The organism is Paractinoplanes globisporus DSM 43857 (assembly GCF_000379645.1).
Lineage (GTDB): Bacteria > Actinomycetota > Actinomycetes > Mycobacteriales > Micromonosporaceae > Actinoplanes > Actinoplanes globisporus.
In genome coordinates, this window is the sequence record NZ_KB903294.1 from 465,399 (window position 1) to 480,546 (window position 15,148).

11 protein-coding genes are annotated in these 15,148 nt (G+C 70.6%); 5 read left to right on the forward strand and 6 right to left on the reverse strand.

Annotated features, from left to right (window positions below; genetic code table 11):
* Window positions 1–111: 111 nt before the first annotated feature.
* Both A3CQ_RS0102030 and A3CQ_RS51115 read left to right on the forward strand, forming a co-directional pair.
* Window positions 112–1,914, forward strand: a complete 1,803-nt coding sequence (locus tag A3CQ_RS0102030) for a glycosyltransferase (RefSeq protein WP_020509244.1) — start codon at window positions 112–114, stop codon at window positions 1,912–1,914.
* Window positions 1,911–3,131, forward strand: a complete 1,221-nt coding sequence (locus tag A3CQ_RS51115; protein WP_020509245.1) for a glycoside hydrolase family 1 protein — start codon at window positions 1,911–1,913, stop codon at window positions 3,129–3,131. The genes A3CQ_RS0102030 and A3CQ_RS51115 overlap by 4 nt, the downstream gene beginning before the upstream one ends.
* Here A3CQ_RS51115 and A3CQ_RS0102040 read toward each other — a convergent pair.
* Window positions 3,128–3,604 (reverse strand): NUDIX hydrolase, encoded by a 477-nt coding sequence (locus A3CQ_RS0102040; RefSeq protein ID WP_020509246.1) that lies wholly within the window; start codon window positions 3,602–3,604, stop codon window positions 3,128–3,130. The genes A3CQ_RS51115 and A3CQ_RS0102040 overlap by 4 nt on opposite strands.
* A 46-nt stretch (window positions 3,605–3,650) precedes the next feature.
* Here A3CQ_RS0102040 and A3CQ_RS0102045 point away from each other — a divergent pair, with 46 nt between their 5' ends.
* Window positions 3,651–4,697, forward strand: a complete 1,047-nt coding sequence (locus A3CQ_RS0102045; RefSeq protein ID WP_020509247.1) for an NACHT N-terminal helical domain 7-containing protein — start codon at window positions 3,651–3,653, stop codon at window positions 4,695–4,697.
* A gap of 42 nt (window positions 4,698–4,739) precedes the next feature.
* Here the strand turns inward: A3CQ_RS0102045 and A3CQ_RS0102050 are convergent, their stop codons facing one another.
* The 3 genes from A3CQ_RS0102050 to A3CQ_RS0102060 all read right to left on the reverse strand — a co-directional run bounded on the left by A3CQ_RS0102050 (window position 4,740) and on the right by A3CQ_RS0102060 (window position 10,111).
* Window positions 4,740–7,616 (reverse strand): GH92 family glycosyl hydrolase, encoded by a 2,877-nt coding sequence (locus tag A3CQ_RS0102050; RefSeq protein ID WP_026205195.1) that lies wholly within the window; start codon window positions 7,614–7,616, stop codon window positions 4,740–4,742.
* A 68-nt stretch (window positions 7,617–7,684) separates the two neighbouring features.
* Window positions 7,685–9,697, reverse strand: coding sequence for a S9 family peptidase (locus A3CQ_RS0102055; RefSeq protein ID WP_020509249.1), 2,013 nt, complete (start codon window positions 9,695–9,697; stop codon window positions 7,685–7,687).
* 12 nt (window positions 9,698–9,709) lie between these two features.
* Entirely contained in the window at window positions 9,710–10,111 is a 402-nt protein-coding gene (locus A3CQ_RS0102060; RefSeq protein ID WP_020509250.1) for an alpha/beta hydrolase family protein, read from the reverse strand.
* Window positions 10,112–10,152: 41 nt separating this feature from the next.
* On the opposite strand from A3CQ_RS0102060, the gene A3CQ_RS60405 reads away from it, so the two are divergent.
* Complete coding sequence (locus A3CQ_RS60405) at window positions 10,153–10,326, forward strand: hypothetical protein (RefSeq protein WP_020509251.1); 174 nt, start codon at window positions 10,153–10,155, stop codon at window positions 10,324–10,326.
* 182 nt (window positions 10,327–10,508) lie between these two features.
* Here A3CQ_RS60405 and A3CQ_RS0102075 read toward each other — a convergent pair whose 3' ends face one another.
* Window positions 10,509–13,208 carry a TIM-barrel domain-containing protein gene (locus tag A3CQ_RS0102075; protein WP_020509253.1) on the reverse strand — a complete coding sequence of 900 codons (2,700 nt, stop codon included), beginning with the start codon at window positions 13,206–13,208 and terminating at the stop codon, window positions 10,509–10,511.
* A gap of 186 nt (window positions 13,209–13,394) precedes the next feature.
* On the opposite strand from A3CQ_RS0102075, the gene A3CQ_RS0102080 reads away from it, so the two are divergent.
* Window positions 13,395–14,333, forward strand: coding sequence for a PrsW family intramembrane metalloprotease (locus tag A3CQ_RS0102080; RefSeq protein WP_020509254.1), 939 nt, complete (start codon window positions 13,395–13,397; stop codon window positions 14,331–14,333).
* On the opposite strand, the gene A3CQ_RS0102085 is transcribed toward A3CQ_RS0102080, so the two are convergent.
* A complete protein-coding gene (locus tag A3CQ_RS0102085; RefSeq protein WP_157295181.1) occupies window positions 14,328–15,080 on the reverse strand; it encodes a hypothetical protein in 753 nt (250 codons plus the stop codon). The two genes, A3CQ_RS0102080 and A3CQ_RS0102085, sit on opposite strands and share 6 nt — an antisense overlap.
* Between the last annotated feature and the right edge of the window lie 68 nt (window positions 15,081–15,148).

Here is a 15,148-nt window from a genome sequence, read left to right on the forward strand (position 1 = left end):
CGAGTGGCGGAGAGCACTCGCGTATTCTGGCAGCACCCGCTTTATCAGCATTGACCCGCCGAAAACCTAGGGCTAGCGTGCTGATCATTCGCGGGGAACGGCGGCGCGGCAGTGATCATCACGTTGGTCATCGACACGTTCAACGTCAACAACAACGGCACCACCATATCGGCAAACCGGTTCGCGGCCGCACTCGTCGCGCGCGGACACACCGTACGCGTGGTGGCTTGTGGCGAACCGGCCGGCGACGGTGAGCGGGAGTCGAAAGGCCCGGAGATGTTCTGGGTTCCCGAGCTCGTCGTGCCGATCGCGAGCCGCCTGGCCCACCGGCAGAGCACCGTGTTCGCCAAGCCCGTGCGCGAGGTGCTGACCGCGGCCATCAAGGACGCCGACGTCGTGCACATCTACCAGCCGTGGGCCCTGGGCCGCGCCGCCGAGCGGATGGCGCGCGAGTTCGGGGTGCCGGCCGTCGCCGCCTTCCACATTCAGCCCGAGAACATCACGTACAACATCGGGCTTGGTTGGTTCTCCCCCGCCGCGCATTTCGTGTACGTCCTGATGCGTGTGCTTTTCTACCGCCGCTTCGCCGACATTCACTGTCCATCGACGTTCATCGCGGCGCAGTTGCGTCACCACGGCTACCGCGCCCGCCTGCACGTGATCTCCAACGGCGTCGACGACAGTTTCCGGCCCGGCCCGCCCCGCGAGCGTGCCCCCGGCGAGCCGTTCCGGATTCTCATGGTGGGCCGGTTCGCGCCCGAGAAGCGGCAGGACGTGCTGATCCGGGCCGTGCGCCGCTCCCGCCACCGCGACCGCATCCAGCTGCACTTCGCCGGCCACGGCCCGGCCGAGAAACGCCTGCGCCGCCTCGGCGCCCGGCTGCCCCGGCCGCCGGAGTTCGGCTACTACGGCCAGGACGAGCTCATCGAGCTCATCCGCGAGTGCGACCTCTACGTGCACGCCTCCGACGTCGAGATCGAGGGGCTGTCCTGCCTGGAGGCCTTCTCCTGCGGCCTGGTGCCGGTCATCTCCGACAGCCGGCGCAGCGCGACCGGCCAGTTCGCGCTCGAGTCGCGCAACCTCTTCCACGCCGGCGACCCGCGATCGCTGGCCGGGCGCATCGACGGCTGGATCGAGGACCCGGCCGGGCTCGAGACCGCGTCCGAGACGTACGCCCGCTACGGCCGGCTGTACGCGGTCGACCGCAGCATCAAGGCAATAGAGCGCGTCTACGAGCGTGCCGGCAGCGCGCCCGAGGCGCCGGCCGGGTATTCGGGCCGCATCTTCCGGTTCATCTCGACCGGTTTCTACTACGGGGTCGCGGTGCCGCTGCTGTTCCTCTGGACGCGGGTCGTGCTCGGCGTCCGCAGCGAGGGCAAGAGCCATCTCCCCCGCGGCGGCGCGCTGACCGTCTGCAACCACGTGCACCTGCTCGACAGCGTGCTGGTCGGGCTCGCCCTGTTCCCGCGCCGCGTCGTCTTCACCACGGCGCCGATGAACCTGGAAAACCGCTGGTACGGTGGCATCGTGCGGCTGCTGGGCGGGGTGCCGGTGCCGCTCACCCCGGCCGGCCTGACGCAGTTCTTCTCCGAGCTCGAGCTCTTCCTGGCCAAGGGGCAGATCGTGCACTTCTTTCCCGAGGGCGAGCTGAAGCCGTACGACACGAGTCTGCGCGACTTCAAGCGCGGCGCGTTCCACCTCGCGGCGCTGGCCCGGGTGCCGGTGGTGCCGCTGTCGATCCGCTTCACGCCCCCGCGCGGCCTGCGGCGCCTGGTCCGGCGCAAGCCCACGATGGTGATCGTCCTCGGCGAGCCGATCGTCCCGGCCACCACCGACCCGCGCAGCGACCGTACGATCCGGATGGAGCTGGCCCGGCGCAGCATGCACGACCTGATCACACGGGAGGCGTCATGACCCGCACCTATCCGGACGGCTTCCGCTGGGGCGTGGCCAGCGCCGGCCACCAGACCGAGGGCGACAACACGAACAGCGACACCTGGTTCGCCGAGAACGTGTCGCCGACCGTCTTCCAGGAGCCGTCCGGCAAGGCGTGCGACGGCTATTCGCGGTGGCGCGACGACGTCGACCTGGCCGCCGGGATGGGCCTCTCCGCGTACCGCTTCTCGGTGGAGTGGTCCCGCGTCGAGCCGCAAGAGGGTGTTTTCGAGCCGGCCGCGCTTGCCCACTACTCCGACATCGTCGACCGTTGCCTGTCCCGCGGCATGGCCCCGGTGGTGACGTTCAACCACATGACGTCCCCGCACTGGTTCGCCGCGCGCGGTGCGTGGCTCGACCCGGCGGCGCCGGCCCTGTTCGCCCGCTACTGCGACCAGGTGATGGCCGCCTTCGGCGACCGCATCGCCGTGGCCGTCACCCTCAACGAGCCCAATCTTCCGCGCCTTCTCACCTGGATGGACATTCCCGATTTCGTACGGGACATGGAGCGCGCGACGCTCGAAGCAGCGAGCAAGGCGGCGGGCGTGCCCCGCTACCGCCTGACGAATGTCCTGCTCCCCGAGGAGATGGACGCCATGGCCGACGGCATGGAGGCCGGCCATCGGGCGGCCCGCGACGCCATCAAGGCCTGCCGCGCCGACCTGCCGGTGGGCTTCTCCCTCGCGGTCGTGGACGACCAGGTGGTCGGCGACGACCCGACGGTCCGCGATCGCAAGCGCGCCGAGGTCTACGGCCGATGGCTGGAGCTCGCCCAGGGTGACGACTACATCGGCGTGCAGAACTACGAGCGCCAGTACTACGACGCGACCGGCCCGGTCTCGGCGGGCGGCCCGCTCTCCGGCGTCGATGCTCGCTCGCTGGGCGAGGCCGCGCGATACGCCCACGCGCAGACCGGCGTCCCCGTCCTGGTAACCGAACACGGAATCTCCACAGAGGACGACAGCCGCCGGGCGGCCTTCCTCGGCGAGTCCCTCGCCGGGCTGCTGACGGCCGTGGAGGACGGCATCCCCGTCCTCGGCTACTTCCACTGGACCCTGATGGACAACTTCGAGTGGATCTTCGGCTACGGCCCGAAGCTGGGCCTGCACGCGGTCGATCGGGCGACCTTCGCCCGCACGCCGAAGCCGAGCGCCGCCGTCTACTCCACAGTGGTACGGGCCAACGGCCTCCCTTAACCCAGGTGCAGCTCGCGCGGCGTGGTGAGGAAATGGTCGAGCCGCAGACGCGTCGAGTGATCCATCTCCAGGGTCTCGATCTCCGCGACCGGGACCCAGCGCACCTCGGTCGACTCGGCGCTGGGCGTCGGTGTGCCGGCCACCGGGCGCGCCGCGAACACGACCGAGAACTCCTGCCGTACCTCGCCGTCGCTGGTGTACAGGATGACGTGCCGAGGGTCGGTGAAGATGCCCACCAGCCCGGTGATCTCGACGTCGATCCCGGTCTCCTCGAACGTCTCCCGCACGGCCGTTCCGGGCAGCGACTCGCCGATGTCCATGGCGCCGCCCGGAAGCGCCCACAAGTCGTTGTCCGACCGGCGAATCAGCAGGATCTCGCCGTCCTCGTTGACAACCACCACGTTCGCCCCCGGTACGAGCGATGTGGCGGCGGGCGCGCCCGGGTCGTCGTAGAAGTCGATCCGCCGTCCCACAGTTACCCCATTTCCTCGCCCGGCCGCCCTCCCCTAGTCTCCGCCTATGCGTCGTGAGCCGCCGATCACTTTCCGTGGCGCCCTGCAGCTCCTCGGCCACTACGGTCGCCCGTTGGTCGACCGCCTGGACAAGCTGCTGGGCGGCGCGATCCTCGCCGCCGGTGCCCTGGTCACCGTTCCGGCGTTGGCCGCGCTGGCACCTCTGTTCGGTTGGGTCGACCAGAAGAACGAGGCCGCCGGCCTGCTGCGGACATGCCTCGACAAGCTGCAGTCTCGATTGTCCGGCGTGCAGGGATACGACCGGATCGAGCTGCTGGCGGCAGCGCACACCATGATCGCCGTGGACGCCTTCTTCGAGGTGATGCACGAGGAATATCCGAGTCTCGAGTTGTCCGCCGCCGAACGCGAGCGGCTCGCGACCGGTCGATGGCGCAAGCCGGATGATGATCTGCTGACGGTGCTCTGGGCAAACGAGGTGCCGGCACCCAGCGGCGCACGGGGCTTTTACGAGACCTCAGTCCTCGTCCAATTCTGGGCCACGCAGCTCTGCCTTCGCGTTCTGACCTTCGCCGACGACTCGGAGGCCACTTCCCGGGCCACTTCCCGGGCCGCTGAGTCGGTCGCCGTGGCGGACATGATCGTTCGGCGGTATCGCGAGTCCTACCTGCGGCTCGCCGACACCGTGCCGGACTTCTGGATCTGGGCACAGTTGGACGAGCACGCCGCCACCCGGGTGACGGTGGCCACCGCGCTGTCCCGGATCGAGACACTGCTCGGAGGGCTGACCGCCGGCTCTCCGACGCCCGGCCGACAACGCGCGGCACTGGCCCGGGCCAATCGGGACGTGCTGGACCGGCCCGTGGTCGGCTGGCCCGGCAGCGGCGACCATCCCGGCGCGATCACGTTCCCGGCGGTCGGCGAGAGCTACGTCAACCCCCGGTACCGGATGGCGACCGCGGGCGGCTTCGCCGAGGACCACGCCATCTTCGTGATCGGCGGTGACGGGCCGGTGCCTATGGGATCGGTGACCGGATCGCTGTCCGAGGGCCGAACGAGGGATCTCGACGGGTCGGCGCCCGAGGTTCTCGAGTAGCCGGCCGCACCTCGGAAAGGCGCGGCCGGCCGTCGAGACTGCTCAGCTCACCGCCACGTCGAAGATGTGCATGATGCCCTTGTCGGTGGACTCGGGCAGGAGCACGGCGTCCACCGTCTTGGTCGAGTCGAGGGCTGCTGGGTCGGTGGCGAAGACGCGGAAAGTTCCGGTGCCGGCGGTGCCGTTGGCGTTGTTGCGGCCGGACAGGGTGATCAGCGCGGTGTTGCCGGGTGGGGCGGCGGCGGCCCAGTCGGCGAAGGAGAGCGGCACCGGCTGAACGGTGCCGTCGGTGTAGACGACCGTGGCCGTGCCCGACGCCGGGCCGTTGGTGGCCAGGCCGAGGAACGACACGCTCGTGGCCTGATGGTTGGGCAGGTCTACGCGCTGACCATGCGGGATCCAGTTGTCGGGGGTGCCGGGCGCGGCGGACGGCCAGGTGAACGAGATGCCCGTGGTGCCGAACGGCAGTGCCGCGCCGGGTGCGGGCACGCCCGAGCGGGAGAGCGACCAGTCGCTCAGGTCGAGCAAGCCGAGGTTGCCCTGGCCGTCGGGGGTGGTGCCGACGTTGTTGCGGGCGTCGGCGCCGTCCGTGTACGACGGCGGCACGTCCGCGGCGCCCGTCCCCCACGCGCCGGGGGTGGCCGACATGGTGAAGTCGAGGCGGCCGCCCGAGCGGACGAAGCTGGAGGGCAGCCAGTTCGCGGTGCGCTTGGTGCCGTTCACGCGGAGGCCGGCGACGTAGCGAGCGCCGTCCTGCACGCCGGGTGCGGTGATCCGGATGGTGCGGTGGCCGCCGACCGGGTCGATCGCGATGCTGCGGAACATCGGTGCGCTGATCACCAGGTCGCCGGTGCCGTAGATGGCCGGGTAGACGCCGAGGTTGGCGAACACGTACCAGGCGCTGAGCGAGCCCTGGTCGTCGTTGCCGGGCAGGCCGGACGGCGTCGTGTCATACATCTCGGCGACCGCGCGGTAGAGCACGTCCGTGGCCTTCGAGGGCGCCCGCAACCAGTTGTAGACCCACGGCGTGCCGAAGGCCGGCTGGTTGGACAGATAGTTGCCGGTCTGCGTGTATGCCCCGGCGTCGAGCTGGGCCATCAGCACGTCGAGCTGGGCGGTGGCCGCCGCCACGCCGCCGCGCTTGGCGATCAGCGTGCTGAGGTTCTGAGGGACCAACCATCCGTACTGATAGCCGGTCGATTGGTTGAACTGGCCGCGGCCGGCGCCGTCGTCGCGCACGCTCAGGTCGAACGAGCGGTCGAAGCCGGTTCGCTCGCGCGGGCGGATGTGCTGGGTGACCGGGTCGAAGACGTTCATCCAGTTCTGGGCGCGGGCCATGAAGAAGTCGTGGTCCGCGCGGGCGCCGAGCCGGGACGCCAGCTGGGCGATCGCGAAGTCGTCGATCGAGTACTCGAGGACGCGGGACGTCGCGAAGTCGCCCTTCCGGTTCTCGATCAGGCCGGTCGCGAAGTACTGGTAGCCATCCGATCGCGTTGTCAAAACCGCCGGCAGCTTCTGGGTGGCCACCATCGAGGCCAGCGCGGCCTTCCGGTCGTACCCGGTCGCACCCATGTCGTCCAGCGTGGACAGAATGACCTGGTAGTTGTCACCCTGCATGCGGGCCGCGCCCGGCGCCCATGAGCCGCGCTGCGCAACCATGTCCACGATGGACTGCTGCATGTCGTCGGCGACCTTCGGGAAGGTCAGCGCGATCAGCTGCGCCTGGCTGCGGTACATGTCCCAGCCCGAGCCCGCGAAGTTCAGGTTCTCGTAGAAGTGCCGCCCCTTCGCGACGACGTGCACCTGGTTGTCGTATCCGAGGTACTGACCATTGACGTCGTCGCGCACGTTCGGGTGCAGCAGCGCGTGGTAGAGCGCGGTGTAGAACGCCGTCCGCTGTGCGTCGGTGCCGCCGCCGACGTCGATCGTGCCGAGCGCCTGCTCCCACTGGCAGCGGGCGCGGGAGCGCACGGTCTCGAACCGGTCGCGGCCGACCTCCGCATCCCGGTTGGCCGCCGCATTGGCCACGCTCACGTAGCTGAAGCCGGTCTTCGCCGTCACCCGCGCGCCGTCCGCGAACGTGATCCACGCGCCGGTGTCGTGCCGGTAGTCCACGCTCACATCGGTGTCGCTCTTGACGGCGTGGGCCGAGCCGGCGGTCATCTCGCCGTCGTTCCAGGTCCCGTAAGACGCGAATGGCTTGTCATAGGTCGTCGAGAAGTACGCCTTGTAGTAGTTGCCGACGTCGCAGACATCGACGCCGTACATCCAGCCCGAGACCGTACGCGTGGCCGGGTCAATGGTCACCTCGCTGCCGAACGTCCGGTTGTTCGGCCCGGACACGTCGAGGATCAGCGACGCGTGCCCGGCGAACGAGAATCGGCTCACCGCCGCCCGCGGCGAGGCAGTCAGTTCGGTGGTCACACCATTGTCGAGAGCCACCTTGTAGTACCCCGGCTCGGACACCTCATTGGTATGACTGAACCCGAGGTAGTACCCCTTGACGTCCGTCGACGGATTGACCGGCAGCACGCCGTCGACCAGGTCCCCCGCGTACGGAATGGTAGGAAATTCATACCCGCCGTAGCGTCCCGTGCACCCGGTCCCCGAGTACCGCGTCATGCCGAAACCGCGGATGAGCCCGGCCGTGTACTCGTAGCCGCCCTTCTCCCCCACCAGCGCGTTGCCCGGCTTGTAGGTGGTGGGCGACGGCTGCACCATGCCGAACGGCACCGCCGCGCCCGGAAAGGTATTTCCATAGGCGTCGTTGCTCTTGTTCTGCGTGGTGTCCATCTCGGTGCCGATGAACTGGTCCACCGCGTCGAACGGCGAGAGCGCCCTGCTCGCAGCGGCCGGCGTCGCCAGCCCCACCGTCGCGAGCAGAGGCGCGAGCCCCCAGGCCAGAAGTCTTCTACGCATAGACCGATCCTGCTGTCTTCAAAGGACGACAAAGTGACCGGTAGTCGGCCCAAAGATCAACAAACCGCCTAGCCCAGAAGCTCCGGCGGATTCCACTCCACGCCTCGGACATGGTGGTCCAGGAAGGCGAGCACCGTCGCGTACCAAATCTTGGAATTGCCGGGTTTGAGGATCCAGTGGTTCTCGTCCGGGAAGTAGAGGAACTTGTGGATGCTCGACCCGTCCTCCGCCTTCGACCGGGACAGCAGGTCCCACCACAGGCTCAGCGCCTCGCCGATCGGCACGCGGTAGTCCTTGTCGCCGTGGATGACCAGCACGGGCGTGGTGATGGCGTCGGCGAAACGGTGCGGCGAGTTGTCCCGCATGCGCTGCCCGGTCATCTCGCGCGCCCAGTAGTAGGCGGCGTCGGTGGTGCCCGTCATCTGCTCGAGCCCCCACAGCGACGCGTGGGTGACGATCGCGCGGAACCGGTCGGTGTGACCGGCGACCCAGTTGGCCATGTAACCGCCGAACGACCCGCCCATCGCGGCCGTGCGCGCCGCGTCGATGTCGGCACGCCGCTCGGCCACATCGGTGATCGCCAGCAGATCGGTGTAGGGAGCGTCGCCCCAGGCGCCCCAGCCGCGCTTGATGAAGTCGTTCCCGTAACCGGTGGACAGGGCCGGATCGGGCAGCAGGACGGCGTACCCGCGCGCCACCGCCACCCACGGGTTCCACCGCCAGTTCCATCCGTTCCACGACGACTGCGGTCCACCGTGGATCCACAGCAGCAGCGGCGCCGGTTTCTCGGCACTCGCTCCGCTCGGCAACGCCAGCCAGGCGCGGAGCGAGGTGCCATCCCCGGCCTCCGCCGCGATTTCCAGCAAATTTCCCGGTACGGAGGGAAGCGCGGCCGGGCCCGGCAGGTGCTCCGCGTCCCCGGAGCCGTCGGCCCGCACCCGCACCGGAGCCGGCGGGCTGTCGATCGCGGCCCGCAGCGCGTAAACCCAGCGCCCGTCCGGCGAGACCCGGATCTCCCCGTAGTAGCCGTGGTCGGGCGTCAACCGCGTCACGGCACCGCTCGTCGCGTCGACCCGCCATAGTGGAGCGCGCCCGTGGTCGTCGGCGGCCACGATCAGCGCCGCGCCGTCCGGGGTCCACCGCGCGCCGTGCGGGCGCCGGTCCCAGTCCGCGGTCAGATCGCGGACCGGCCCACCGGCGAGCGACACCTCAGCCAGCCAGCTGTCGCCCGGATCGTCCACCGAGGACCGTCGGTAGACCGTGAACGCCACCCGGGACCCGTCCGGCGAGACCCGCGGCGAGCCGTAGTCGTGGGCCGGGTCGTCGGCGAGCACCCGCCGCTCCCCCGTCCCCACGTCGATCGCGACCAGCGTTCCCCGCTGCGATCCGCCGCGCTCGGCGACCGTCCACCCGGCGACCACGGTGCGGCCGTCCGGGGAGATGTCCCACGAGCCCTCCTCGTCGAGCGCCCGCCCCACGTGGCCGGTGAGGTCGCGCAGCTCCAGCTCGTCACCCAGATCGCCGGCGAGCAGCCGCGGCCGGGCCGGGCCGAGGTCCTGGTCCCAGAAGCGGATCGGGTAGCTCTCGTGCAGGATCGCCGAGACTCCCGCGTCCTTGCGCTGTTTACGCAGGTCACGGTCGTCGTCGGGCCCGTCGGCCGACGGCAGCAGCGACGATCCCGCCACGACCGTCCCGTTGTCGCTGACGACCACGCCCTGCACGCCACCGGCCGGTTTCGCGATCACCCGGGCGTCACCGCCCGCGGCCGGAAGCAACCAGAGCGCCGCCTTCGGCTCGTCGTCGTCCTCGCCGTCCGGGTCGGGCCGGGCCGAGGTGAACAGCAGGTCGCCGCCCGGCGTGAACGCGGCCGCCGCCTCGCCCTTGGTGCTACGCGTCAACCGCCTCGCCGGTCGTTTCCCGTCCGGGTCGACCTCCCACAGTGCGGTGGCGTAGCGGGCGTTCTTCTTGTCCGGCGTCCCCACCCCGACCACCAGCCGGCGGCCGTCCGGCGAGAGCCACAGCCCGCTCAGGCGCGGCATGCGCGCGTACTCGTCAAGGTCGAGGAAAGGATCGGCGCTCATCGGACATTCTTATCACCGGTCGCGACGCCGCTCGGCCGCCGGGATCGCCAGCGGGACGGCGAAGCGGCAGATCTCCTCGGCCGCGTCGAACTCCTGGCTGACCGGCTCCCGCCAGCCGGGCCCGGCCGGCATGCCGGGCCAGCTGTGGCCACCGTCCGGCAGGGTCCGGGCCGCCACCGCCGTGCCGCCGATGCCCGGCGGGAAGCGGTCGATCTCCCGCCAGCGCGCGGCGGTCTCGTCGAGCGACAGCGTGCGCCCCCGCAACTCCCCGTTCGGCCCCCGCCGCCGCGACCATCCACCGCCGATCGGCGCCAGGCCGTCGAGCGCACCGTGGATGAGCAGCGCCGACACGGCATGGCTCGGTTCCCGCGAGGCAAGCGCGGCCGGCAGCGTCCCGGCCACCGCGGCCAGCACCGCGACCCGATCGGACGCCTCCAGGCCGAGCCGGGTGCGCCATGAACGCGCCGTTCGAGATGCCGGCCACGACCGCACGGTCGGCCGGCGTCCCGTGCTCGGCGGCGGACCACTCGATCAGCGCCCGCAGGAACGCCACGTCGTCGACCCCGGCCTCGTCGGCGGTGGTGACCCCGCGCCCGTCCGCCCAGCAGTCGCCGATCCCGTCCGGGTAGGCGACGGCCAGCCCGAACGCCTCGGCCTGCCGGTCGAAGGTGGTCCACTCCCGCATCGCGCGCCCGCCACCGGCCCCGTTCCCATGCAGCACCAGCACGAGCGCCACCGGATCGGCCTGCGGCACGACGATCCCGAACGTCCGGCTGACCCCGCCGACGATGATCTCGGCCATCACCTCACCCTAGCCGCGGGTGAAGACCGGCATCGTGTCGAGCGTTGTGGTGACCGTGGCGGTGGTGCCGCCGGCGTACGTGCGTCCGGTGAAGTAATCGGTCCAGGTGTTGCCGGGCGGGAACCAGACCGTGGTGGTGGCGCTCGTGCCCGGTGTGGTGACGGGGGCGACCAGGAAATCGGGGCCGTAGAGGTACTCCGTGCCGGCGGTGGCGTAGGCCTCCTGCTCGCCCGGGTAGGCCAGGTAGAGCGGGCGGACGATCGGCGTGCCGGTCCGGGTCGCCTCGGCGGCGGTCCGATAGGTGTACGGGACCAGTTGCTCCCTCAGCTTCAGGAACTTCGTCGCCGACGCCTTCGCGGCCGGGCCGTACTGCCACGGGAGCCGGTCGCTGTGGTTCGAGTGCAGCCGGTCGATCGGCTGGAACGTTCCGAACTGAACCCAGCGGGCGTACAGGTCGTCGGGCAGTTTGGTGCTGCCCGGCTCGGTGCCCGGCTCCTGCAGGCCCTGAGTGTGGCCGCCGATGTCGTGGCTGATCGCGGCCAGCCCGGTCGCCACCGACTCGCCACCGGTGTAGCCGACCTCGAATTGAAGGGTCGCCCAGTCGGAGATGGTGTCGCCCGTGAAGTGCAGGGTGGTGCGCTTGTCGGCCCACGGCCCGGTCGGCACCGAGGTCGGGTTGCCGTATCCGCCGGACTGCAGCGACCCGTACGCCCGGGAGAAGGCGAAGCCGGTCTCGTCGGCGTACTTCTGGTTGATCCACGCGTCCGGGGTGACGTTCGGCAGCGAGGAGCGGGAGCCGTCGCAGCACCAGTCCAGCCACCAGAAGTCGGGCTTTCCCGGGAGGAGCTGACGGTGCAGCTGGAGGTACGCCGCGAGCTGGTCGGGGTCGCCCCAGTCGAAGACGTAACAGTCCGCGCCGCCGTTGCAGCCGACCCGCTGGAGCCTGCCCTTCGCCGTGGCCTGTGCCGCCGCGAACCGCGGGTCGGAGCCGAGGATGCTCGGGTGGATGTTGAAGCCGGTGTGCAGGCCCTGCGCGTGCACCCAGTCGACGAAACCCTGCGGGTCGGGGAACTTCGCCGGGTCGAAGTTCCAGCCGTTCCACCGGTCCGGTGACTTGAAATCGGTGTCCACCACGACGGCGTCGAGCGGCACGCCCTCGGCCCGGGCACGCTGGACGATCTGCTGGAAGCCGGCGGCGGTGCGGTCGTAGTACTCGGAATACCAGACGCCGTACGCCCACTGCGGCAGCAGCTTCGTGGGACCGGTCAGCACGGACAGCTCCTGCAAAGCCCGGGCGTAGTTCTGCCCGTACCCGAAGAGGTAGCCGTCCTGATGGTCGAGGGAGTCGTTCAGCAGCGACCAGCCGTCCTGGTACAGCAGCCCGGGCGAGGTCGGTGCTCCGCCGTCCACCCCGTCGAGGCCGCGGCGGTACCCGCCGAGCGGGGCGTGCGGGGCGAGCAGCGGCGCGTCCGCGGCGGTGACGGCGACCGTGTCGAGGTTGACGTTGCAGCTGACGTCGGTCGGGCACCCCAGCGCCACCGTGTTGCTGCCGGCCGCGAGGGTGACCGGGATCGACACCGTCCGCCAGTAGTCCCAGCCGGAGGTCGGCGCGAGCGTGGCCGTCGCCCCGTTGACCGTGATCGTGCGCGACTGGACGGGCTGGGCGCCGGCCTTGCCGTTGGCGTAGCGCAGTTGCAGCCGGTACGCGCCCGCGCGGGGAACGCCGGTCACGGTGATCGCGTCGCCGGCCCCGGCTCGTTCCAGCCCGGCGAGGAAGCCGGCGCCGGAGTGTCCATTGTGGTCGTGGGCGGCGGTCGCGCCACCGGACAGGGCGCCGGTCTCCGCTTCACACAACGTGCCGTACGGGCACGGCTGCGGACCCGGCGTGACGGGCGCCGGGTAGGCATCCCCGGGGCGCCCGACGGCCACGCTGTCGATGTTCACGTTGCCGGAGTCGGCGGCCGTGCGCGCGATGCTGACCTGGTGCCGCCCGGCGGTGAGGTCGAGCGGCACGCCGGTCACGGCCCACGTGTCCCAGTTCGCGGTGGGCGGGAGGGTGAGCGTGCGGGCCGCGCCGCCGTCGACCGTGACGGTGAGCGTGCGGGTGGTGTTCTGGCCGTCGCCGCCGGTGCTGTTGGCGTAGCGGACGCTCAACTGGAACGTTCCCGTCGCCGGCGCGGTGACCGGGAATCCGAGCGAGTCACCGGTAGCGACGAAGCCGGCCGCGAAACCCGTTCCGGTGTAGCCGCCGTGGTCGGTCGCGACGCCGGGACCGCGCAGCGCGAGCGACTCGGCCTCGCACAGCGTCCCGAAGGCGCATTCCGGACCGGCCCACGGGGTCGCGTCGACGGTCTGGAGCCCGGCGGTCAGGCGTACGGCCAGATTGTCGTGATTGAACTCGCCCGAACCGACCCGGTAGCGAAGGGTCAGCGCCCCGGTCTCGACGATGAGCCAGCCGTTCTCGGTGCGGCTGCGGAACGGCGTGGCCGCGAAGGAGTCCCGGCCGATCACGTTGAACGTGGCGGCGTCGGTGAAGTGGCCGCCGGCGGCGTACTCGGTGCGGATCAGCGTCGGCGAGAGCACCTCGAAGCGCGCGTCCCCGGAGATCACGGCCGAGTCGGTCGCCGCGCGCCGGTGGGCCTGCGCTGGCATCGAGGGGACCAGCAGGAGGCCCACGGCGGCGCCCCGGAGGAAACGATTCTCGAGCATGGCGGCGCTCCTCGTACCCGTCGATATCCGTCGACTTCCGTCGATGACAACGCTGTCGCTTACAGTCACAAGTGTCAATGGATTGAAGTGCAGGCCGCACGGGCGTACGGGCAGCGGACGAACGGCCGGTCGTGCCGGCGGATCACATCGGCCAGGATGAGGGCCTGCGTCTTCTGAGGAGGTCCGATGTACGACAACGCGCCGGTAGCCGCCGGAGCCCCGCGCCGCCGGGCCTGGCTGCGCGTCTTCCTCACCGGGCTCGTCCTGTGGCTGCTCACCGTCGTCGTCACGATGGTGACCAAGAACCCGAACCTGATACCCACGCTGGTGCTGCTGGGGAGCTTCCTCGTGCCGGTCAGCTTCGTGGTGTGGGCCTTCGGCCGGCGGCACAGCGGCGAGGTCACGGCGGAGCTGCTGTTCAGCACGTTCGTGACCGGCGGGGTCCTCGGCGTGCTCGCCGCGTCGCTGCTGGAGTCCTACCTGCTGCACCCGTCGCCGTGGCTGTTCCTCGGGGTGGGGCTCATCGAGGAGGCGGCGAAGCTGGCCGTGCTGGCCTTCCTGAGCCGCCATCTGGAGCACAAGTACGCCCGCGACGGCATCATCCTCGGCGCGTCCGTCGGCTTCGGGTTCGCGGCGTTCGAGTCGGCCGGGTACGCCTTCACGGCCCTGTTCACCGAGCAGGGGCTGTCGCTGATGCAGCTGGTGCAGACGGAACTGCTCCGCGGCATCCTCGCCCCGGTCGGGCACGGCCTGTGGACCGCGATCCTGGGCGGAGTGCTGTTCTCGGCCAGCGGGCGGCGGCATTTCGCCTTCACCGGCCGGCTGCTGGTCACCTACCTGGGCGTCTCGGTGCTGCACGCGCTGTGGGACAGCATGCACAGCATCGCGCTGCTCATCACCCTGGTGCTGACCGGGACGCCGTACCAGTTCCAGCTCCTCCAGCGCGGCTACGAGCCCCAGCCGACGGACGCGCAGGCGACGCTGTTCACCGTGCTGTCCTGGGGCGGTCTGATCCTGGTGGCGCTGGCCGGGATCGCGTGGCTGTTGGTGGTGCGCCGCCGGGCGGACGAGGAGGCCCGGACCGTGCTCTGGCGGATGCCCATCCGGAACGGTCCCGGCTCATGAGGTCAGGTCGGCGCAGTCGTGCTCGTACGGCAGCAGGGGACGGACGCGCAGGGACAGCGGGCGATCGCCCGACGACCATCGGGTATGGAAGGTGGCGGTCCGAGCGCCGTCCAGCAGCGGCCGTACGCCGGCGCCGCTGACGATCAGGCACGGCCGGGCGGGGAATCCGGGCATCTTGTCGGCCGGCACCGCCAGCGGCCACGGGCGCACGTCGGCGGTGTCGTCGCTGTCGCCGACGACGATCGCGGCGACGCGGTCGGGCGCGTAGACGCCGTCCGGCGAACCGGCCTCCAGCACGCCGGAGGCGAAGTCGACGACCCGGCCCCGGGCGCCACCCTCGCGCGTGTCCGGCTGGACGACGACGGTCTGATAGCTGCCCTTTGTCGAGGTAATCCGTATGACCATTGCCGAAGCGTCGAGGATTGCGTCTTGGCGGTATTCGTGCGAGCGGAACAGATTCGCGCGCGCGGCTCCCCCGTACACCTCATGAATTTGATCTGTGGAGAGCCGGCGCCGGGTCGCCGAGAGCACGATGCCCTGGTCCTCGGCGCGCGAAAGAGCGGTGCCGTCGGCCAGCAGGACGTAGCCGGGAAGCGCGAACCGCTCGGCGGCCGGCGCCAGGCCGGAGTAGTTCTCGATCACGAGGATCGGCTGGTCACCCGCGGTCGGCGGTTGTTCGGCGTGTCTGCCGCAGGCTGCCGGCGCGAAAATCAACAACAAGACGGCGGCCGTACGCGAAATCCTCATGCGGCTCTGACGGGCGACCGGGCACGGCCGGTTCCGTCAGCCCGCTGGACGTGTGCGGTGCCCCGCAG

Excerpts from the sequence above, each read along its gene's own strand:
- A3CQ_RS60405 (WP_020509251.1), top strand. The coding sequence starts at position 10,153 with ATGAACGCGCCGTTCGAGATGCCGGCCACGACCGCACGGTCGGCCGGC.
- A3CQ_RS0102045 (WP_020509247.1), top strand. The coding sequence starts at position 3,651 with ATGCGTCGTGAGCCGCCGATCACTTTCCGTGGCGCCCTGCAGCTCCTC.
- A3CQ_RS0102080 (WP_020509254.1), top strand. The coding sequence starts at position 13,395 with ATGTACGACAACGCGCCGGTAGCCGCCGGAGCCCCGCGCCGCCGGGCC.
- A3CQ_RS0102085 (WP_157295181.1), bottom strand. The coding sequence starts at position 15,080 with ATGAGGATTTCGCGTACGGCCGCCGTCTTGTTGTTGATTTTCGCGCCG.
- A3CQ_RS0102075 (WP_020509253.1), bottom strand. The coding sequence starts at position 13,208 with ATGCTCGAGAATCGTTTCCTCCGGGGCGCCGCCGTGGGCCTCCTGCTG.
- A3CQ_RS0102050 (WP_026205195.1), bottom strand. The coding sequence starts at position 7,616 with ATGCGTAGAAGACTTCTGGCCTGGGGGCTCGCGCCTCTGCTCGCGACG.
- A3CQ_RS0102055 (WP_020509249.1), bottom strand. The coding sequence starts at position 9,697 with ATGAGCGCCGATCCTTTCCTCGACCTTGACGAGTACGCGCGCATGCCG.
- A3CQ_RS51115 (WP_020509245.1), top strand. The coding sequence starts at position 1,911 with ATGACCCGCACCTATCCGGACGGCTTCCGCTGGGGCGTGGCCAGCGCC.